Origin of the sequence: Pseudomonas sp. MYb60, from assembly GCF_002979555.1 — a bacterium.
GTDB lineage: Bacteria > Pseudomonadota > Gammaproteobacteria > Pseudomonadales > Pseudomonadaceae > Aquipseudomonas.
In genome coordinates this window covers 6,470-26,124 of sequence record NZ_PCOZ01000031.1, presented here as the reverse complement: position 1 = coordinate 26,124, position 19,655 = coordinate 6,470, and the positions used below count along the sequence as shown (strand labels likewise).

Genomic DNA, 19,655 nt, shown 5'->3' with positions numbered 1-19,655 from the left:
TGTGGGCGATGATCGAACGATAATGTCCTTTGAAATATGGACGTAGGGGGCTGGCGATTAAGGTTGTACTAGGGGCTGCTCCAGGGTGATGAGTGAAATGGTTATAAGTGTAAGGGGGAGTATGAATTGTAAGAGTCCGGTGACGGACAAGGGTATTTTCCCCGTGGCGTAGGAAAAAAATATAAGCGGGGTTGTGGATACTGCACCTGCTAGCCAGATGAGTCGCGTTGATTTTGAGGTGAGCTCGCCAGGCAGTAGGATTCTAAAATCCAATAACCAAATAGCTAGAGCCAGGCAAGTTGTCAGGAAAAGGGTTTCTATGAATATTCCGTTTATTGCGTCAAGCGAGCTGGATTTTTTTAGGTATGTGTAAGCGCCCCATGTTGCGGCTATCGATAAGTAGGTCCAGTGGTTTAAATTCTCGGTGAGAAGAATAAAGAGTGCGATAGAAGTGAACGCTACGCAGATCGATACGGTTTCTCTCGTTTTGAGGGCTTCACGGTAGATTACAACCCCTAGCACGACTGAAATGAACGGGGCTAAAAGATAGCCAAGCCCGCTTTCCAGGATATGCCCGTTAATGGATGCCCAAATAAATACGCCCCAGTTTGTAGCTATAAAAAGTGCAGCAGTGCAGTGCAGAATGAGGGTTTTAGGTTTCAGTAGGTTTTTACAAAGAGAGCGCCGATAGATCAGAACAAAAGGACTGATGATGGCGGTTGATAAGATTATTCTGTAGGCGACCAGTGTGGTGGGTGGCACCTCACCGAGTTCTCTCCAGTAAAGCGATGATGCGCCCAGAAAAAATTGTGCTAACCCAGACAGCATAATGGATAGGGTGTGAATTTTGAGGTGGTTCGCTCGGTCTTTCATAAATTGAGGGACGGAAGATGAACGCAGATTAATGAATGAGTGGCGATGTATAGCGTTTGATCGGTCTATCTATCAAACATTGAGCGTCCTAAAATCATGTAGTCCATTTCTCACGCCTGTGCTGATGGCGAGCGCGGGTTGCAGCTTTTTCTTTGATAGCTTAATCAAATTCTCGATTTAAATTATGGTTTGACCTTGCATAGGCCGCCTTCTCTGGCGATCTGCGCCAGACAATCAATGATCGAACGCAACTTAGCCGGGCACTAGGGCCCGGCATTTTGGGTTAGGGCTTCGGTGGGTCGAAGTGAGTCCACGGTACTGCCGGCAAGTAATGTTGCGCGGCAATGATCACCGCCACCATCACCACCAGGAACGCCGCTTGCAACGGGCTCCAGAACGCCCAGTGCAGGCCGTTCAGCCACGGGTAGCCTTGGCTGAATTTATGGCTGATCTGGCCGATGCGTTTGGTGTGCAGCAGGTTGATCAGCAGTGCGCCGGCATAGGTGACCATGCCAAGTACGCCGGCCATCAGCCCGCAGGCCACCAGCATGATTGCCTGGGGTACGCCGTGGCGGATGATCAGCCAATATTGGTTGGGGTTCAGGCGCTTGGGGATCAGGTGTTGGCTCAGCCACAGGTCGGGCACCCGGAAGCTTGAGCTGATGCTGGCCCAGAACTGGGTGACGCGAAAACCGATGCCCGCGGGGACGAGCGCCAGCAGGAGAAAGAGAATAATCGAGCGAGCATCCAGCACTTCGGGCTGGGGTTTGATCAGGCTCAGCAGAAAGCCCAGGGCGAATACGCCCCACAGGCGAATTAACACCTGGGTGTAGATCGGCCGCGGGACAAACGTGCGCCAGAAGAACGCATCGGGGTTTGGCAGCCGTTCAAGCAGTTGCGGGTAGCGCCAGGTCAGGACTTCGCTCAGGTGCTGGCAGGCGTTCCATTCGTTTTCGCCGAAGCCGTCGATCATGCGTTTTTGTTGGCTGGCCGACATTGGCGTGAGCAACAGGCGGGCGGCCTGGGCGTCGGCAGGCGGGTGACGCATCTCTTGAGCCTTGTCTTGCAGGTTGGCGAAAAAGCTTTCCTGCTCGCAGCGCGAGACCAGTTCGCGCCACATCCAGGCAGGCTCCGGGAATACACCTGTTTGGTCGTCCCAGCCAAACGCCTGGCACACCCGCTCGAACAGCGGCACGCTCCATTGGCTGTCGTGCAGCAGTTGCAGCACGATGCGTTGCCACTGTTGCTGCAGGTCGAACACCCGCAGCCAGGGTTGGTTGCTGTACTGCGTCAGCTGGTTGATGAATGCGCGTTCGTCCTTTTGCTCCAGCAGATTGCGCAAGGTGTTGCGGTATTCCTGCAGCAACTCGCTGGTCAGCGTGTCGTGCTGCCAGGGTGTCATGGCGACCTGTTGCCAGGGCGTCAGCCACTCCAGGTGTTGCACTGCCCAGCTGGCAATCTCAACGCGCTCACTTGGCTTATCGAAGCAATGACGCAGCAAACCGGCCTGGAAGGCGTCGGTACAGTCCTGTTGAACGGACAAGACCCAGCGTTCCCTGACGTTGCTGGCGTTGAGGCCGCTGAGCAGGGTGTGTGCCGGGTTGGCTTGTGGCGTTTCAAATGGCGCTGGGTGCAGGGCGCTGACGTCCATCAGCTCGGCGAGGTCGTTGAGGTCGCCGTAGGCCAGTTCGGCCACAGGGGCTTGAACGGTGGTGTCCTCTTCTTCCCAGTCGGCGCGCCAACGTGAATAGGCCAGCGCTTCCTCATAGGCTTCGCGCAGGCGCTGGAAACCTTCGGCATCATCGTCCGGGCGGCAGCTCTTGAGCAGCCGCGCATAGGTGCGCTTGATGGTGCGCTCGTCGGCCTCTTCCGGCAGTTGCAGCAGGGTCCAGCAGTCCATGTGGTTTTCCCCTTAGCGCCAGAATCCGTTGTCGAGCTGCTCAAGTTGACGAGTCAGTTCACTGCGGGCGTCGCGGATGCGGCGTTCGTCCTGGGTATCGAGCACCTGCTGGAACTGCCCGGCCCAGTGCCCCAGTTGCTCGCGCAGGTCGCCGAGGCTTTCCTGGTAGAGCCGTTCGAGCCGGGCGGTGAGCACGGTGTTGACCTGCTGGTCGCGGGGGTGCACCTTCAATTGTGCCAGGGCTTGCAGGCGTTGCTGGATTTCTTCCGGGCTCAACACACCAGGGTTGTTCTCGATCACCAACGAATGTTGTTCGCCGGTCAGCGGGATAGTCACCTGGGCCTCCAGCAGGCCGTTGTTGTCGTAGGTGAAGCGCACATCCAGCGAGACCTCGCCGGCCTTGCGCTTGGGCACGGCAATGTCCAGTTGGCCCAGCTCGATGTTGTCCTTCACCAGGCGGCTTTCGCCCTGGTAGATCTTGAGCAGCACCTGGCTCTGGTTGTCGTGCAGGGTGACCACGCTCTTGACCCGGCTGACCGGCACGCTGCTATTGCGTTCGATCAACGGCAGGTAGTGGCCGCTTTCGATATGGCCGCCGTACTGGTTCGAGGTTTCGATGCCCAGGGTGTAGGGGCAGACGTCGGTCAGCACCACTTCTTCCAGCGCTGCCGAGCGGGCTTTGAGCGCGGCCTGGATCGCGGCACCGTGGGCAACCACTTGGTCGGGGTCGAGGCTGATGGACGGGAAACGCCCGAACAACCCAGCGGCGAGTTTGCGCACCAGTGGCATGCGCGTGGTACCGCCGACCAGCAGGATTTCATCCAGGTCGCCGACCCGAATTCGCGCATCGCGCAGGGCCCGCTCGATCGGCGCACGCAGGCGCTCCAGCAGCGGGATATAGAGTTTGGCGAGTTCTTGCTGGGTGATGGTCTTGACCCACTGCTGGCCGTCGACGCGCAGCGCGAAGTCGGCACTGTCGTCCTGGCCCAAGGCTTTGCGTACCCGCTCGGCTTCACGACGCAGGGCTTGCAGCACGCTGCTGGTGGGCGGGAAGCCCTCGGCATTGCGTTGGCTGTCGACGAAGTGTTCCAGCAGCAGGGTGTCGAAGTCTTCGCCGCCGAGGAAGTTATCGCCGGCGCTGGCGCGTACTTCCATCACCCCGTCGAACAGCTCGATGATCGATACGTCGAAGGTGCCGCCGCCGAGGTCGAATACCAGAAACGAGGTTTCCTTATCGCACTGATGCAGGCCGTAGGCGAGGGCAGCGGCGGTAGGTTCGTTGATCAGCTTGTCGACGTTAAGCCCGGCCAGTTCGCCGGCGATGCGCGTGGCTTTGCGTTGGCCGTCGCTGAAGTAGGCGGGCACACTGATCACGGCGTCGGTGACGGTTTGACCGTAGGTGCGTTCGATGTCTTCCTTGAGGCTTTTGAGTACCAGCGCGGAGAGTTCTTCTGGGCGGAACGATTTGTCCCCCAGGCGCACTTCGGTGGCGCTGCCCATATAGCGTTTGAACAGCGAGGTGGTCAGGTGCGGGTGGGTGTGCAAACGCTCCTTGGCGGCTTGGCCTACCAGGATGCGGCCTTGGTCATCCAGGCCGACCACGCTTGGGGTCAGCAACTGGCCAAGGGCATTGGGCACCAGTTCGGCGGCATCACCGCGCCATACCGCTGCGAGACTGTTGGTGGTCCCCAGATCGATTCCTACGATCATTACGACAAGCTCCCTCTGTGGTCTGTAAGAATCTGTGACCAATTTTATCCTGAAAGGTTGAGCCAAATGCAAGGCGACAGATTTAAAGCGTGGCATGCCACATTGGATAGTGTTGTCAGATAAAGGGCATAAAAAAACCGCTTCCAGTAAGGGAAGCGGTTTTTTGTTTACATCAGCGCGATCAGAACAACTTCAGTGCTGGCGCTTGTTCTTTCAACGGCTCGTTCTGCGCCGTCTGTGCGTTCCAGCCACCGCCGAGGGCCTTGTATAGGTTGACCTCGCTGGTGAGCTGCGCCAGGCGGTCGGTGATCAGCGATTGCTGGGCACTGAACAGTTGGCGCTGGGCGTCGAGGAAGGTCAGGTTGCTGTCGACACCGATGCGGTAGCGACGCTCGGCCAGGCGGTAGTAATCCTGGTTGGCCGCGACGAAACCGCGCTGGGCTTCCAGTTGCTGCTTGTAGGTCTGGCGCGCGGCGAGGCCGTCGGAGACTTCCTGGAAGCCGGTCTGGATGGCCTTTTCGTAGGTCGCCACGTTGATCTCTTTCTGGATCTTCGAGTAGTCCAGGCTGGCGCGCAGGCTGCCGGCGTTGAAGATCGGGATGTTGATCTGCGGCGCGAACGACCAGGTGCCCGAGCCGCCCTTGAACAGGCCGCCCAGGTCCGGGCTCAGGGTGCCGGCGTTGGCCGTCAAGCTGATGCTCGGGAAGAACGCTGCACGGGCGGCGCCGATGTTGGCGTTGGCGGCCTTGAGGTTGTACTCGGCCTGCAGGATGTCGGGACGACGTTGCAACAGGTCCGACGGCAAGCCGGCCGGCACTTCACTGAGCAGGTCATCCGACAGCGGCTTGCTGGTCAGATTCGCTGGCAGGCCAGTGCCGAGCAGCAGGGTCAGGCTGTTTTCGTCCTGGGCCACCTGGCGCGTATACCGGGCAAGCTGCACGCGCGCATTTTCCACCGACGTGCGCGCCTGGCTCAGGTCGAGGGCCGAGGCCACGCCGACTTCGTTGCTGCGCGAGGTGAGCTTGAAGCTCTGCTCGAACGCACCCAGGGTGTCCTGGGTCAGCTTGAGCAGTTCCTTGTCGGCCTGCCAGGTCACGTAGGCGTTGGCCACGTTGGCCACCAGGCTGATCTGGGTACTGCGCCGTGCTTCTTCGGTGGCGAAGTACTTTTGCAGGGCTTCTTCGCTCAGGCTGCGAACACGGCCGAACAGGTCCAGCTCATACGAGCTGATCCCGAGGGTGGCCGAGTACGAGCTGGTGATACCCGCTTCGCCGGTCTGCGAGGCGCGAGCCGGTACACGCTGGCGACTGCCGCTGCCATTGGCCGACACAGCCGGGAACAGGTCGGCACGCTGGATGCGGTACTGCGCCGCGTAGGCATCGATGTTCAGCGCCGCGACGCGCAGGTCGCGGTTGTTTTCCAGGGCGACCTGGATCAGCTGTTGCAGGGCAGGGTCGTGGAAAAACTGCTTCCAGCCTTGCTCCGCGGCCGCCTGGTTCGGCGCCTGGGCCGACGAGTATGCCGGGCCTTGCGGGAACTGGGCGGCTACCGGCGCTTCAGGGCGCTGGTAGTCAGGGATCAGCGAGCAGCCACTGAGCACGAATGCGGTGACGGCTAAGGAAAGGAGCGACTTGCTCATTGGCCAGCCTCTTTAGGAGTTTGCTTGGGTTCAGTCTTTTTACGGTCGCCAATGGCGGACACGGTTGCGAAGAACAGCGGGACCCAGAAGATCGCCAGGACCGTGGCCGTGATCATACCGCCAATTACGCCGGTACCGATGGCGTGCTGGCTGCCTGAGCCAGCGCCCGAGGAGATCGCCAGCGGCAGTACGCCGAGGATGAACGCCATGGAGGTCATGATGATCGGGCGCAGACGCATGCGGGACGCTTCGATGGCCGCCTCGATCACACCTTTGCCTTGCTCGTGCAGCTCTTTGGCGAACTCCACGATCAGGATGGCGTTTTTCGCTGCCAGGCCCACCGTCACCAACAAGCCCACCTGGAAGAACACGTCGTTGGACAAGCCGCGCATGCTGGTGGCGATCAGCGCACCCACCACGCCCAACGGCACTACCAGGACCACGGCGATCGGAATCGACCAGCTTTCATACAGTGCCGCGAGGCAGAGGAACACCACCAGCAGCGACAGGGCGTACAACGCCGGTGCCTGGGAGCCGGACAGACGTTCTTCGTACGACAGGCCCGTCCATGCATAGCCGATACCCGCCGGCAGTTGCTTGGCGATGCGCTCGACTTCCGCCATGGCGTCACCGGTGCTGTAGCCCGGTGCCGGCGTACCGAGGATTTCCATCGCCGCTACACCGTTATAGCGCGAGAGCTTCGGCGAACCGAAAATCCACTTGCCCGAGGCGATGGCCGACAACGGCACCATCTTCCCGGAGTCGCTGCGCACGTACCATTTGTTCAGGTCTTCAGGCGACATGCGGCTGGCGGCTTCGCCTTGCACGTACACTTTCTTCACCCGACCACGGTCGATGAAGTCGTTGACGTAGCTGCCACCCAAGGCGATCGCCAGGGTCTGGTTGATGTTGGACAGCGTGATGCCTTGGGCGCTGGCCTTCTCGTCGTCAACGGTGAGCTCGTACTGCGGCTCGTCGTTCACGCCGTTAGGACGCACGCCAGCGAGGATCTTGCTTTGTGCTGCCATGCCGAGGAACTGGTTGCGTGCAGCCATCAATTTCTCATGGCCGACGCCGCCCTGGTCTTGCAGGAACACGTCGAAGCCGGTGGCGTTACCCAATTCCAATACAGACGGCGGCACGATGGCAAACACCATGGCGTCCTGGAACGTCTGCATGAAGTAGCCTTGCGCGCGCTTGGCGATCTCGAATACCGAGGTGGAGTCATCACGCTCGTCCCACGGTTTGAGCATCACGAACGCCAGGCCCGAGCTTTGGCCACGACCGGCGAAGTTGAAGCCGTTTACGGTAAACACCGATTTCACGCCTTTGCCTTCGCCTGGCTCGCCTTCCTTGTCGTTGAGCAGGTAACTGCGCATGTCATCGATGACTTTTTGCGTACGCTCAGCCGAAGAACCGACCGGGGTTTGCACCTGGGCAAAGATCACGCCCTGGTCTTCGTCCGGCAGGAACGCAGCCGGGATGCGCATGAACAGCCAGATCATGCCGGCGACGATCAGTGCGTACACCAGGAACGCCGGGATCTTGTGCTTGATCATGTTGCCCACGCCGCGCTCGTAGCTCAGTACGCCACGGTCGAAGGTGCGGTTGAACCAGCCAAAGAAACCGCTTTTGGGCTGGCCGTGCTTTTCCGGGTCAATCGGCTTGAGCATGGTGGCGCACAAGGCCGGGGTGAAGATCAGGGCAACCAGTACCGACAACGCCATGGCCGAAACGATGGTGATGGAGAACTGTTTGTAGATCACACCGGTGGAGCCACCGAAGAACGCCATTGGCAACAGTACCGCCGACAGTACCAGGGCAATACCGACGAGGGCGCCCTGGATCTGGCCCATGGATTTCACCGTCGCTTCTTTAGGCGACAGGTGTTCCTCGGCCATGACCCGCTCGACGTTTTCCACCACGACGATGGCGTCATCCACCAGCAAGCCGATGGCCAGGATCATGCCGAACATGGTCAGGGTGTTGATGGTGAAGCCGAACGCGGCCAGGATCCCGAAGGTACCCAGCAATACCACCGGTACAGTCATGGTGGTGATGATGGTGGCGCGGAAGTTCTGCAGGAACAGGAACATCACCAGGAACACCAGCACGATCGCTTCGACCAGGGTGTGCACTACACCGGAGATCGATTCGGTCACGACAGGGGTGGTGTCATACGGCACCACCGCCTTCATGCCAGGCGGGAAGAACGGTTCCAGCGACGCCACCGTGGCACGGATGGCCTTGGCGGTGTCCAGGGCGTTGGCGCCCGACGCCAGCTTGATCGCCATGCCGGAGGCCGGATTGCCGTTGAACTGCGCACTGATGCTGTAGTTCTGGCCGCCCAGTTCGATACGCGCGACGTCGCCCAGACGAACCTGGGAACCGTCGGCATTCACCTTCATCAGGATGTTGCCAAACTGCTCAGCGGTTTGCAGGCGTGTCTTGCCGATGATGGTGGCGTTCAGCTGGTTGCCGGGCAGGGCAGGCAGGCCACCGAGTTGACCGGTAGCCACCTGTACGTTTTGCGCGGCGATGGCGGTGCTGACGTCGACCGGGGTCAACTGGTAGTTGTTCAGCTTGGCCGGATCGAGCCAGATACGCATGGCGTACTGGGAACCGAACACCTGGAAGTCGCCCACACCCGAAGTCCGGGAAATCGGGTCCTGGATGTTCGACACGATGTAGTTGGAGAGGTCGTCCTTGGTCATGCTGCCGTCTTCCGACACCAGACCGATCACCATCAGGAAGTTCTTCACCGACTTGGTCACGCGGATACCCTGCTGCTGCACTTCTTGCGGCAGCAGTGGGGTCGCCAGGTTCAGCTTGTTCTGCACCTGAACCTGGGCGATGTCCGGGTTGGTACCCTGGTTGAACGTCGCGGTGATGGTCATGCTGCCGTCGGAGTTACTGTCCGAGGCGACATAACGCAAGTTGTCGATACCGTTGAGCTGTTGCTCGATCACCTGCACCACGGTGTCCTGCACGGTTTGTGCGGACGCGCCTGGGTAGGTCACCTGGATGTCGATGGCGGTTGGCGCAATGGCCGGGTATTGGTTGATGGGCAACTTCAGGATCGACAGTGCCCCGACCAGCATGATCACCAGGGCAATTACCCAGGCGAAAATGGGACGGTCGATAAAAAATTTCGACATGGATTACTCCCCTTTGCCAGCAGCGGCAGCAGGCGCAGCAGGAGCGGAACCGGCAGGCTTGGCGTTGTCAGCGTCCTTGACCTTGACCTCGACGCCCGGCTTGACGTACTGCAAGCCTTCGGTGATCACACGGTCACCGGCGTTCAAGCCTTTTTCCACCAGCCAGTAGGCGCCGGCGGTGCGGTTGGCGACCAACTGACGCTGCTCGACCTTGTTGTCGGCATTCACGATCAGTGCAGTCGGGATGCCCTTGAGGTCGCGGGTCACGCCTTGCTGCGGTGCCAGGATCGCCTTGCTGTTCACACCGGCTTGCAACTGGGCGTGTACGAACATGCCCGGCAACAGGGTGTGATCAGGGTTGGGGAACACGGCGCGCAGGGTGACGGAGCCGGTGGTCTGGTCGACCGAGACTTCGGAGAATTCCAGCTTGCCGTCTTGACCGTAGTCGCTGCCGTCTTCCAGGGTCAGCTTGACCTTGGCGGCATTGGCACCGGCTTTTTCCAGTTGGCCGCTTTCCAGGTCGCGGCGCAGCTTCAGCATCTCAGCCGAAGACTGGGTCACGTCGACGTAGATCGGGTCCAACTGCTGGATGACTGCCATCGAGTCGGCCTGGCCATTGCTGACCAGCGCGCCTTCGGTCACCGAAGAACGGCCGATACGCCCGGAAATCGGCGCGTACACCTTGGTGTAGCGCACATTGATCTGGGCGGTTTGAACGTTTGCTTCCGCGGTCATGCGGTTGGCGACGGCGGTGTCGTATTCCTGGCGGCTGACGGCTTGTTCATCGACCAACTGCTTGTAACGGTCGGAGATGGACTTGGTCTGGGTCAGGCTCGCTTGTGCGCTCTTGAGGGTGGCTTCATACACCGACGGGTCGATCTGGTAGAGCTGTTGCCCTTCCTTCACGTCCGCGCCTTCCTTGAACAGGCGCTTGAGAATGATGCCGTTGACCTGGGGACGAACTTCCGCGATGCGGAAGGCCGTGGTGCGGCCGGGCAATTCGGATGTCAGGGTAAAGGCTTGCGGTTGAATCGTGACCACGCCGACCTGAGGGGTTTGAGCGGGCGGTGCCGCTTCTTCCTTTTTACATCCGCTGAGCAGCGATGCCAGGGCGACGGCAGTGACCAGAGCGGTAACAGCTGGCTTAAGTTGCATGAAGATCCTCGGGTCAGGCGCGCTGAGTGCGCACAAGAAGTGTGGAAGGGTAAAAAACAATCGGTGAGTAGATAAGTAGCTTGCTACGCAATATACTTACGTTCATGGTTGTTTGTAAACTCTTGACAGGCTTTGCGGAATGTTGACAAAGCAAGCCCAAAGCCTCGATTTCATTACGTTCGGCACCCAAGACGGTGTCGTCCCACAAAATATTCAGATCATCGTTGGCCGCCATTAAATCTGCGTTAACGAGGATCTCCAGTGTCCTGATTGAGGTTGTACTGCCATGGTTCGTCGCACTAAAGAGGAAGCTCAGGAAACGCGCAGCCAGATTCTCGACGCCGCCGAACACGCCTTCTACGAGCGCGGCGTGGCGCGCACCACCCTGGCGGATATCGCCACGCTGGCGGGCGTGACGCGAGGCGCCATCTATTGGCATTTCAGTAACAAATCCGACTTGCTCCAGGCGTTGCTCGACACGCTGCACGAGCCGCTGGACGATTTGGCCAGGGCCAGTGAAAGCGAGGATGAGCTCGACCCGCTGGGCTGCATGCGCAAACTGCTGATTCGTTTGTTTCATCAAGTGGCCCTGGACCCGAAAACCCGGCGCATCAATGAGATCCTGTTTCATAAGTGCGAGTTCACCGATGAAATGTGCGACATGCGCCGCCAACGCCAGACCCACACGCTGGAGTGCAACCTGCGCATCGGCCTGACCCTGCGTAACGCGGTCCATCGCGGCCAACTCCCGGAAAACCTCGACACCGCCCGTGGCGCAGTGTGCATTCACGCCTACATCAACGGGCTGATCGGGCAGTGGCTGCTGGTGCCCGACACCTTCCAGTTGCACGACGAAGCCGAGCGTTGGGTCGACGCAGGGCTGGACATGCTGCGCCTGAGCCCCAGCCTGCGCAATTGAGACAAAATGCGTAATTGCGTCCAGTTGTGTCAACAGTAAAGCCTAAGGAGAGTCAATCGTCCTTCCGGCTGATCGGTGGGGTGACTTTATATACGGGCTAGTGGCAGTTTGATAGGTAGCCGGCTAAGTATTTTGTAGGGATTTTGTTGCAGGGGTGTGAAGGAGTGTTTCTTCCTGGGTTTGCACGATTCCTAATGTGGGAAGGGGCTTGCCCCGATAGCAGTGGTTCAGTCAACACATACAGTGACTGACACACCGCCATCGGGGGCAAGCCCCTCCCGCATTGGACCGTAGCGCTACTTTAGATAGCCAAGGTTGGATAGTCGATGTAGCCGACCGGACCCTTGCTGTAGAACGTATCCGGGCGTGGCTCGTTCAGCGGCGCATCGGCCTTCAAGCGTGCTGGCAAGTCCGGGTTGGCAATGAACGGCACACCCCAGGCCACTGCGTCCGCCTTGCCCTCTGCCAGCCATGCATTGGCGCTGTCTTTGGTGAAGCGTTCGTTGGCGATGTACGTGCCGCCGAACGCCTTCTTCAGTTGCGGGCCGAGGCTGTCCGTACCTTCCTTCTCACGCGAGCAGATAAACGCAATGCCACGCTTGCCCAATTCGCTGGCCACGTAGGTAAAGGTTTCTGCCAGGTTGTCGTCGCCCATGTCGTGGGAGTCGGCACGCGGTGCCAAGTGCACACCTACACGGCCCGCGCCCCAGATTTCGATGGCCGCGTCGGTCACTTCCAGCAGCAGGCGTGCACGGTTTTCCAGAGAGCCGCCGTAGTTGTCGGTGCGCTGGTTGGTGCTGCTTTGCAGGAACTGGTCGAGCAGGTAGCCGTTGGCGCCGTGGATCTCCACACCGTCAAAGCCGGCAGCCTTGGCGTTCTCGGCACCGGTGCGGTAGGCGTCGATGATGTCGGCGATTTCAGCGGTTTCCAGCGCGCGCGGGGTCGGGTAGTCGGCCAATGGGCGCACCAGGCTGACGTGGCCTTTAGGCTGGATCGCGCTCGGCGCCACCGGGGTTTCGCCGTTCAGGTACGACTCATGGGAAATACGGCCGACGTGCCACAGTTGCAGGAAGATCTTGCCGCCCGCGCCGTGGATCGCCTTGGTCACGTTGGCCCAGCCGCGTACCTGGTCGTTGGACCAGATTCCGGGGGTGTCCGGGTAGCCCACGCCCAGCGGCGTCACCGAGGTGGCTTCGCTGAGGATCAGCCCGGCGGACGCACGTTGCACGTAGTACTCGGCCATCAGCGCGTTGGGCACGCGGCCAGCATCCGCGCGGCAGCGGGTCAGCGGCGCCATGATGATACGGTTCGACAGTTCCAGGTCGCCCAGTGTGATCGGATCGAAAATAGTCGTCATGGGAAAACACCTTTCTCTTTGAAGTTGATCAGTTGGTCGCAGGGGCCAGGTCGGCATCGCCGCCCTGACGGAAAGTAATCAGGGTCACCACCAGCGCCAGGATCGCCAGGGCCGCGGCCGCCAGCGGTACGCGGGTGAGGCCGAAACCGTGGGCAATCACGCTGCCACCGACCCAGGCACCCAGGGCGTTGCCGATGTTGAAGGCGCCGATGTTCAGGGTGGACACCAGGTTCGGTGCCGCCTTGCCGAAGGTCACCACGTTGATCTGCAGCGCCGGCACGGCGGCGAACGACGCGGTGGCCCACAGGAACAGGGTGATTTCGGTCGGGATCAGCGCGATGCTGGTCCAGGTCAGCGCCGTGGACACCACCGCCATGCTGATGAACACACCGATCAGGGTGGCCGCCAGGCGTTTATCCGCCAGCTTGCCGCCGATGATGTTGCCCACGGTAAGGCCGAGGCCGATCAGCAGCAGGGTCCAGGTCACGCCGTTGGGCGACACGCCGGTGACGTCGCCCAGCAGCGGCGCGACGTAGGTGAAGAGGGTGAACATGGACGCGGCGAACAGTGCCGTCATGCTCAGCGACAACCAGATGCCGGCGCCCTTGAGGGCCGCCAGTTCGGCGCGCATGTCGAGTTTTTCCTCGTCACGCTTGGCCGGCAGGAAGCGGATCAGGCCGATCAGCGCCACTACGCCAATCACGGTGACCGCCCAGAACGTCGAGCGCCAGCCCGCCTGTTGGCCCAGCGCGGTGCCCAGCGGCACGCCGAGCACGTTGGCCAGGGTCAGGCCGGTGAACATCAGGGCCACCGCCGACGCACGTTTATTGGCCGGCACCAGGTTGGCGGCCACCACCGAACCGATCCCGAAGAACGCACCGTGGCACAGCGCAGTGACCACGCGGGCGAACATCAGCACGTTGTAGTCACTGGCCAGGGCGCACAGCAGGTTGCCGATGATAAAGATGCCCATCAACGCGACCAGCGCGGCCTTGCGCGGCAGCCTGGCGGTGGCCAGTGCCATGAAAGGTGCACCGATGGCCACGCCCAGGGCGTAGCCGGTGACCAGCCAGCCGGCGCCGGGAATCGATACACCCAGGTCCGCTGCCACATCGGGCAACAGCCCCATGATGACGAACTCGGTGGTGCCGATGGCGAAGGCGCTCAGGGCCAGTATGAGTAGCGAGAGGGGCATTGGGGTTTCCTTTACAGCGGTGCGCTGAGTTCGGTGATGAGCGCATCGAGGAACGCTTGAATGGTTGCCTCGTTGCGTTTGAAAAAGTGCCACTGCCCGGCCTTCTGGCTGCTGATCAGACCCGCACGCTGCAACGTCGCCAGGTGGGCCGACACGGTCGACTGGGACAAGCCGCAGCGCTGGTCGATCTGCCCGGCACAGATGCCGTATTCGTGGTTGTGCAGTTGTTCGGGGAATTGCACTTTTGGGTCTTTGAGCCAGTTGAGGATGTCTCGCCGTACCGGGTGCGCCAGGGCTTTTATTATTTCGTCGAGGTCGATGGACATGGCAGGTGCTCGTGTCTTGAAGCGTTATATCGCGTTGAAGCGAACCTTAAATCGTTGTATCCCGATATACCAATATGAATTTGGTCTTAACTCAGTCTAAATCGGTATATCGGGTTATAACGATACGTTGGCGGCAGTGATAGACTGCCCGACATGAATTATCTCGCACACCTGCACCTGGGCGGCCAACTGCCTGCACAATTGCTGGGCAGTCTCTATGGCGATTTCGTCAAAGGCCGCCTGCAGGGCCAGTTCAGCCCGCAAATCGAGGCGGCGATCCAGCTGCATCGCTCGATCGACCGCTTTACCGACAGCCACCCGCTGGTGGGGGAGGCGTTGTCACGCTTCAGCCTGACCCGCAGGCGCTATGCGGGGATCGTCCTCGATGTGTTTTTCGACCACTGCCTGGCACGGGATTGGGCGCTGTATGCCGATCAGCCGCTGGAGCGCTTCACCACGCAGGTGTACCGCGTGCTGGCAGCCGAGCCCCTGTTGCCGGGGCGGCTGGCGCAGATTGCGCCCTGGATGGCGGCGGATGATTGGTTGGGGTCTTATCGTGAGTTTGCGGTGATGGAGCCGGTGCTGCGGGGGATTTCGCGGCGGTTGACGCAGCCGCAGGAGCTGGAGTTTGCGATGCAGGAATTGCGGGAGCTGTATGAGCCGTTGAGTGAAGACTTCCGCATCTTCTATCCCCAATTGCAAGCCTTCGCCCAAACCCAACTGACAGCTCAAAACTAAAAATGTGGGAGGGGCGGTGCGACGATTCGACTTGCCCCCTCCCACATTTGACCAGTGTTCACATTTCAGGCGGCAAATGCCGGCCGAGCATCCACCTGCTCTGCCTCCGGTACCGGCCCAAACAACGCCTTCTGCACCGCCTGCTGCGCCTGGTACGCCAGTGCCGCGCGTTCCTGCCCGGCACACACAATCGGCTTGAGCACGTGAATCTCCACATCGCCCTGATCGTTGCCAAACAGGCGCATCAGGTGCGACAGCAAATCATCATCACCAATGAACGGTGCCAGCGGGTCCACTTGCCCATCGCGCAGGTAACGAATCGCCACCGGCTGCAGCGCCACGTCCGCATCGATCGCACTGGCCAGCAAGCGCCCGTGGAAGGTGCGCAGGCTACGCCCGTCGGTGGTGGTGCCCTCCGGGAACATCAGCAGCGGGTGCTGTTGCTCCAGATGACGGGTCATCTGTTTGCGGATCAATTGGCTGTCACCTGAGCCGCGACGGATAAACAGGCTGCCAGCCTTCGCCGCCAACCAACCCGCCACCGGCCAGGTGCGCACCTCGGCCTTGGACAGGAACGACATCGGCGCCACGGCCCCCAGCAACGGAATGTCGGTCCACGACACGTGATTGCTCACCCACAGCATCGGTTGCGTTGGCACCTCACCGTACACGGTCACGCGAAAGGGGAGGGCATTGGTCAGCCGCGCCATGAAAAACCGCGACCAGCGTTGGCGCCGCACCATCGAGTTGGCGATGCCCATGCGCTCGAACAGGCCAAACACACTGGCCATGCTCAAGCCCAGCGCCACCACCAGCAGCACGCGGGCAATGCGCCCGTACACCCGCAGGCGGCTCATTACATCGCCGCCTTGAAGTGGCGGGCGTAGCGCGGGCAAAGGTTGTCGCGCTTGAGCAGGATGAACACATCGGCGACCTGGAAGTCTTCATCCCAGCACGGCTCGCCGCAAATTTTCGCCCCCAGGCGCATGTAGGCCTTGAGCAGTGGCGGCATTTCCGCGATCACGTTGGACGGCAGGTCCAGGGCCGGCAGCGGTTTTTTCGGTTCGGCACGCAAGTGTTCGTTGCACAGGTAGCGCTCGCGCAGGCGCTGCATGATCGCGTGGGCCTGGATGCCGCCGTCATGCATCGGAATGCTCGCGCAGCCCATCAGGTAGCTGTAGCCGCCCTGGTTGAGCACTTCGGCCAACTCGCCCCACAACACCGCGATGGTGCCGCCGTTGCGGTAGGCCGGGTCGACGCAGGTGCGGCCGATTTCCAGGATCGGGCCTTGCAGGTGGAGCAAGCCATGCAGGCTGAATTCTTCTTCACTGTAGAACCGGCCCAGGGTGCTGGCGGCCGCATGGTCAAGCAGGCGGGTGGTCGCCACCAGGCGACCGCTGTTCAAGTCCCGCACGCCGATGTGGCTGCAGTGAACATCATAGTCATCCATGTCCAGACCCAGTTCCGCGCCTTTCAGCTTGGCGTTGAACTCGCCGCTGAACACGTTGAACCGCAGGGCCTGGGCTTCCTGCAACGCCTGCGCGCCAACCAGGCGTTCGGCTTGCAGACGGCGTTCATTGCCGGTGTCGCTGATGCGGGCGATCTGAGTCATGGCGAGTCTCCGAGTGCCGGCCACGATTTCGGCCGGTCGACTTTGTTGTCCAAACTCAGGCTATGGAGGCCCGGTGTCAGCTCCATGAAGTTATGGTGACGCTTGGATGACAGGGTGCCTGTCGCAAATCTGTCATGACGGTTCGCTAGGCTCGCCGGCTTGAATGCCCCCTTGAGTCCGCGTCCATGGTCAGAGGCCTGTTGTGTGTTGCCCTGCTGTTCGTCACCGTTGCTGCCATTGGCGAAACCTGGCCAGACAAGGAGTGGGCCATGGGTAAGCAGCTGGAAGGGCCGGCCGTCGAGGCGTTGAACGCTTACGCATTCCCGGCGCGTGACGACGCCACTCGCCAAGGCATCCGTACCGATGCGCTGTTGGTGATCCGCGACGGCGAGATTCTCTACGAGCGCTACGCGGCGCCCACCACCGCCACCACGCCGCACCTCACCTGGTCCATCAGCAAGAGCCTGATGGCCACCGTTCTGGGTGTGGCCTACGGGGATAACCGTTTCAAACTGACGGACCCGGTCGCGCGTTTCTACCCGCCCATGAGGCAACATCCCACCGTCACCATGGCCGATTTATTGCACTGGGCCTCGGGCCTCGACTGGCAGGAAGACTACGAATATGCCCCGCTCAAATCGTCGGTAGTGGCGATGCTCTACACCCGAGGCCGCGGCGACATGGCTGAATTCGCCGCAAATACCGAAGCCTCCCATGCACCGGGGCGGGTCTTTCGTTACTCCAGCGGTGACAGCAATCTCCTGTCGGCAGCGCTCAAAGGCATGCTTGGCCACAAGGCCTACATGAGTTACCCCTGGGATGCGTTGTTCAAACCCTTGGGCATTCGCAACGCGACGTGGGAAACCGACGCGGATGAAACCTTCGTCGCGTCTTCCTACGCCTACCTCACGGCTCGCGACTTGGCGCGAGTGGGTTTGCTGATGGCGCGCGACGGTCGATGGGGCGATCAACAGGTGCTGCCCAAAGCGTGGGTCGCCTTCAACCGCCAGCCCTTCGACTCTTATAAACCTGGTCAAGACGACGCCGTTCCAGGTGGCCATTGGTGGCTCAACCAAGGGACTTCGAAGCCCTGGCCCGACGCCCCCGCTGACACCTTCGCGGCCCTCGGTCATTGGGGGCAGGCGTTGTACGTGATGCCTGACGAACATCTCGTCATCGTGCGCTACGGCGATGACCGCGACGGTACCTACCGGCATAACGAACTGCTCAAACGCGTACTCGCGGCGGTGCACCCATGATTCGTCGTCGGCCGTTGACCAGCCTGTTTCTCCTGCTGCTCCTCGCCTTGCTGGGCTGGATCTGGCACGAGCGCGTCAACCTGCAAGCCTTCCCCGACATCATCGCGGCCTACACCGCCAAGGAGTACTGCTCGTGCCGCTATGTGGCGAACAACCCGGCGGAGTATTGCCGGGGGTATGTGAAGCAATACGTACCGACAAGCGCGTTCAGCGATAACCCCGAGCGCAGTGAGGTGTCGGCCAGTGGCATGGGGCGTAGCCATACGTCGCGCTGGCTCGGCGACCGGCAGGGGTGTCGTTTATTGCCCTGATGTTCGATTGGGTACTTTCATTGATTGGTTTAAAAAAATGGGCCTCTTTTAGGTACCGTTCTGGGTTACCTGTATTCCACCAATACGGCCGCAACGGCTCCCCAAATCAGGGCTGTGAAAGACATTGTAATAATGGCTTTGAGATGACGTTTCAGGTGAGGCGGAAAATTCTCCAGATCGGTTGGATCGAGTTGTCCACTAATCAGTGAAGCCCTTGGCCATACCACCATTCCGGCGATTTTTGACATTTCCAACAGGGACCAAATCAGGCCACGTTTGCCCAGGAATGGGCCCCATAAGTAGATGAAACGGCTGTTTTTCAAGGCTTCTTTTATGGCTTCCAGGTGGCGGTGGGTGACGTATAGGCTGTATGCAATGCCTATGGCGGATAGCAGAGTTGGACCTCCCACAACAATGATCGCAACCCAAGTAGGCCATGTATCGATACTGGTCATGGTTGTTTAGCCTCGTACATTTTCTCGCCGATGAATTCGCCCCCCTTACCTCCTATAGTGGTACCTACCCAAGCGCCTGTGCCTACAACTGCCGCAATACAGATTATTCCTCCTATACCACCTGTGCCTAAGCCAATTCCCAAGCAGACTCCACTACTGGTAGCACTGGCGGCCGCGCCACTAAAGACGCCACCAAACGTGGCCCCGGCAAACTTTCCGCCTTCAGTAAATTTGATCTTCTCGCACGCCTCCTCAGAACCATTCCTACACACTTGCTCAATAGCCAGCACTGAAGAAACGCCGCCAATGCCAATGGCAAGATAGCCCCCGGTTTTCATATATTTGGTAACACGACTGACCGCCTTCACATGCGCGGAATACCCCGGAATTTGCCCCGGTCCACCTGCCTTGTCCCAGTGATGCACCAGACTTCGGCTGGAAATACCCAGCGCCGTCTTCAGCTTGGGATGATCGCCCAAGGTTGTCTGGCCACGCAGTCGAGTGGAGTTCAGCAGGTGTGCGTCCAACTGCGCGAGCAAGCGCTGGCGTTCGGCGAAGAACTGCGGCGATTTCAGGTGACCATGCTGGCGGTAACTTTCTTGGTGCAAGCGCTCTATGGCTTGCAGGGTGTCGCGCAGGTTCGCCAAGTGCGTTTCCATCACTAACGTGCCGACACCCAGCCAAGTCGAGGTATGGCCGATGAAACTGGCTACTTCGGCGCCATGACGATGCACGAAGTCAGCTTCATCCGGGGTAAGGGGATCAAGAGCGTCGTCAACCTGTTGAGCAGCCTGCATCATTTGCGACTCCTGATAAGTACAGGAGGTGTTGTTCGGATCGCTGAGCACGATCATTGAGCCGGCTTTGACGTCCACCGTGAGAGGGTTGAGTGCTCGGAATTTGTGCATCACAGCCGGATCAGGTCAGGAAACAGCGTTTTCTCCAATGCTTCGCGGCTCATGCTTTTGGGGACGATATAGAAACCTGGTTCCTGGCCTTGCACGCCGTTGAGTGCGATCGGCACTCTAGTGCCGGAAGGCGCGAAGTC

General features: G+C 60.2%; 17 protein-coding genes. 4 read left to right on the top strand and 13 right to left on the bottom strand.

Annotated features, from left to right (window positions below):
- Positions 1-57: 57 nt before the first annotated feature.
- From CQ041_RS25430 to CQ041_RS25405, 6 genes are all read right to left on the bottom strand, one after another.
- Positions 58-873 carry an EamA family transporter gene (locus CQ041_RS25430; protein ID WP_105525143.1) on the bottom strand — a complete coding sequence of 272 codons (816 nt, stop codon included), beginning with the start codon at positions 871-873 and terminating at the stop codon, positions 58-60.
- Positions 874-1,156: 283 nt separating this feature from the next.
- On the bottom strand, positions 1,157-2,773 hold the full coding sequence (locus CQ041_RS25425; protein ID WP_105525142.1) for a J domain-containing protein: 1,617 nt from the start codon (positions 2,771-2,773) through the stop codon (positions 1,157-1,159).
- 12 nt (positions 2,774-2,785) lie between these two features.
- Entirely contained in the window at positions 2,786-4,483 is a 1,698-nt protein-coding gene (locus CQ041_RS25420) for a molecular chaperone HscC (protein WP_105525141.1), read from the bottom strand.
- A gap of 181 nt (positions 4,484-4,664) precedes the next feature.
- Positions 4,665-6,122, bottom strand: a complete 1,458-nt coding sequence (adeC, locus tag CQ041_RS25415; RefSeq protein ID WP_105525140.1) for an AdeC/AdeK/OprM family multidrug efflux complex outer membrane factor — start codon at positions 6,120-6,122, stop codon at positions 4,665-4,667.
- On the bottom strand, positions 6,119-9,280 hold the full coding sequence (locus tag CQ041_RS25410) for an efflux RND transporter permease subunit (RefSeq protein WP_105525139.1): 3,162 nt from the start codon (positions 9,278-9,280) through the stop codon (positions 6,119-6,121). The genes adeC and CQ041_RS25410 overlap by 4 nt, the downstream gene beginning before the upstream one ends.
- 3 nt (positions 9,281-9,283) lie before the next feature.
- Positions 9,284-10,435, bottom strand: coding sequence for an efflux RND transporter periplasmic adaptor subunit (locus tag CQ041_RS25405; protein WP_105525138.1), 1,152 nt, complete (start codon positions 10,433-10,435; stop codon positions 9,284-9,286).
- Between the two features lie 286 nt (positions 10,436-10,721).
- Between CQ041_RS25405 and CQ041_RS25400 the strand changes: the two genes are divergently transcribed.
- Entirely contained in the window at positions 10,722-11,354 is a 633-nt protein-coding gene (locus tag CQ041_RS25400; protein ID WP_105525137.1) for a TetR family transcriptional regulator, read from the top strand.
- 301 nt (positions 11,355-11,655) lie between these two features.
- Here the strand turns inward: CQ041_RS25400 and CQ041_RS25395 are convergent, their stop codons facing one another.
- Genes CQ041_RS25395 through CQ041_RS25385 form a run of 3 tightly spaced genes read right to left on the bottom strand, consistent with a single transcriptional unit; the run spans position 11,656 to position 14,232 of the window.
- Complete coding sequence (locus CQ041_RS25395) at positions 11,656-12,711, bottom strand: alkene reductase (RefSeq protein ID WP_105525136.1); 1,056 nt, start codon at positions 12,709-12,711, stop codon at positions 11,656-11,658.
- A gap of 28 nt (positions 12,712-12,739) precedes the next feature.
- Complete coding sequence (locus tag CQ041_RS25390) at positions 12,740-13,906, bottom strand: MFS transporter (RefSeq protein WP_105525135.1); 1,167 nt, start codon at positions 13,904-13,906, stop codon at positions 12,740-12,742.
- Positions 13,907-13,917: 11 nt separating this feature from the next.
- Entirely contained in the window at positions 13,918-14,232 is a 315-nt protein-coding gene (locus CQ041_RS25385; protein ID WP_105525134.1) for a helix-turn-helix transcriptional regulator, read from the bottom strand.
- Positions 14,233-14,385: 153 nt separating this feature from the next.
- On the opposite strand from CQ041_RS25385, the gene CQ041_RS25380 reads away from it, so the two are divergent.
- Entirely contained in the window at positions 14,386-14,970 is a 585-nt protein-coding gene (locus tag CQ041_RS25380) for an ACP phosphodiesterase (protein WP_105525133.1), read from the top strand.
- Positions 14,971-15,035: 65 nt separating this feature from the next.
- On the opposite strand, the gene CQ041_RS25375 is transcribed toward CQ041_RS25380, so the two are convergent.
- Together CQ041_RS25375 and olsB are read right to left on the bottom strand one after the other, a co-directional pair.
- Positions 15,036-15,827, bottom strand: a complete 792-nt coding sequence (locus tag CQ041_RS25375) for a lysophospholipid acyltransferase family protein (RefSeq protein WP_105525132.1) — start codon at positions 15,825-15,827, stop codon at positions 15,036-15,038.
- Positions 15,827-16,582: an L-ornithine N(alpha)-acyltransferase gene (olsB, locus tag CQ041_RS25370; RefSeq protein ID WP_105525131.1), complete on the bottom strand. Its 756-nt coding sequence runs from the start codon at positions 16,580-16,582 to the stop codon at positions 15,827-15,829. Before olsB ends, CQ041_RS25375 begins: the two co-directional genes overlap by 1 nt.
- A gap of 185 nt (positions 16,583-16,767) precedes the next feature.
- Here olsB and CQ041_RS25365 point away from each other — a divergent pair, with 185 nt between their 5' ends.
- Together CQ041_RS25365 and CQ041_RS25360 are read left to right on the top strand one after the other, a co-directional pair.
- Positions 16,768-17,841: a serine hydrolase gene (locus CQ041_RS25365; RefSeq protein WP_105525130.1), complete on the top strand. Its 1,074-nt coding sequence runs from the start codon at positions 16,768-16,770 to the stop codon at positions 17,839-17,841.
- Positions 17,838-18,152 carry an amidase gene (locus CQ041_RS25360; protein WP_105525129.1) on the top strand — a complete coding sequence of 105 codons (315 nt, stop codon included), beginning with the start codon at positions 17,838-17,840 and terminating at the stop codon, positions 18,150-18,152. The genes CQ041_RS25365 and CQ041_RS25360 overlap by 4 nt, the downstream gene beginning before the upstream one ends.
- Before the next feature lie 65 nt (positions 18,153-18,217).
- Here the strand turns inward: CQ041_RS25360 and CQ041_RS25355 are convergent, their stop codons facing one another.
- Both CQ041_RS25355 and CQ041_RS25350 read right to left on the bottom strand, forming a co-directional pair.
- A complete protein-coding gene (locus CQ041_RS25355; protein ID WP_105525128.1) occupies positions 18,218-18,607 on the bottom strand; it encodes a hypothetical protein in 390 nt (129 codons plus the stop codon).
- Complete coding sequence (locus tag CQ041_RS25350; RefSeq protein ID WP_256586874.1) at positions 18,604-19,461, bottom strand: hypothetical protein; 858 nt, start codon at positions 19,459-19,461, stop codon at positions 18,604-18,606. Before CQ041_RS25350 ends, CQ041_RS25355 begins: the two co-directional genes overlap by 4 nt.
- Positions 19,462-19,655 lie beyond the last annotated feature (194 nt).

Coding starts and splice junctions, on each gene's coding strand:
- CQ041_RS25375 (WP_105525132.1), bottom strand. CDS start 15,827: ATGAGCCGCCTGCGGGTGTACGGGCGCATTGCCCGCGTGCTGCTGGTG.
- CQ041_RS25365 (WP_105525130.1), top strand. CDS start 16,768: ATGGTCAGAGGCCTGTTGTGTGTTGCCCTGCTGTTCGTCACCGTTGCT.
- CQ041_RS25420 (WP_105525141.1), bottom strand. CDS start 4,483: ATGATCGTAGGAATCGATCTGGGGACCACCAACAGTCTCGCAGCGGTA.
- CQ041_RS25350 (WP_256586874.1), bottom strand. CDS start 19,461: ATGATCGTGCTCAGCGATCCGAACAACACCTCCTGTACTTATCAGGAG.
- CQ041_RS25410 (WP_105525139.1), bottom strand. CDS start 9,280: ATGTCGAAATTTTTTATCGACCGTCCCATTTTCGCCTGGGTAATTGCC.
- CQ041_RS25355 (WP_105525128.1), bottom strand. CDS start 18,607: ATGACCAGTATCGATACATGGCCTACTTGGGTTGCGATCATTGTTGTG.
- adeC (WP_105525140.1), bottom strand. CDS start 6,122: ATGAGCAAGTCGCTCCTTTCCTTAGCCGTCACCGCATTCGTGCTCAGT.
- CQ041_RS25425 (WP_105525142.1), bottom strand. CDS start 2,773: ATGGACTGCTGGACCCTGCTGCAACTGCCGGAAGAGGCCGACGAGCGC.
- CQ041_RS25405 (WP_105525138.1), bottom strand. CDS start 10,435: ATGCAACTTAAGCCAGCTGTTACCGCTCTGGTCACTGCCGTCGCCCTG.
- CQ041_RS25380 (WP_105525133.1), top strand. CDS start 14,386: ATGAATTATCTCGCACACCTGCACCTGGGCGGCCAACTGCCTGCACAA.
- CQ041_RS25430 (WP_105525143.1), bottom strand. CDS start 873: ATGAAAGACCGAGCGAACCACCTCAAAATTCACACCCTATCCATTATG.
- CQ041_RS25395 (WP_105525136.1), bottom strand. CDS start 12,711: ATGACGACTATTTTCGATCCGATCACACTGGGCGACCTGGAACTGTCG.
- CQ041_RS25385 (WP_105525134.1), bottom strand. CDS start 14,232: ATGTCCATCGACCTCGACGAAATAATAAAAGCCCTGGCGCACCCGGTA.
- CQ041_RS25360 (WP_105525129.1), top strand. CDS start 17,838: ATGATTCGTCGTCGGCCGTTGACCAGCCTGTTTCTCCTGCTGCTCCTC.
- CQ041_RS25400 (WP_105525137.1), top strand. CDS start 10,722: ATGGTTCGTCGCACTAAAGAGGAAGCTCAGGAAACGCGCAGCCAGATT.
- CQ041_RS25390 (WP_105525135.1), bottom strand. CDS start 13,906: ATGCCCCTCTCGCTACTCATACTGGCCCTGAGCGCCTTCGCCATCGGC.
- olsB (WP_105525131.1), bottom strand. CDS start 16,582: ATGACTCAGATCGCCCGCATCAGCGACACCGGCAATGAACGCCGTCTG.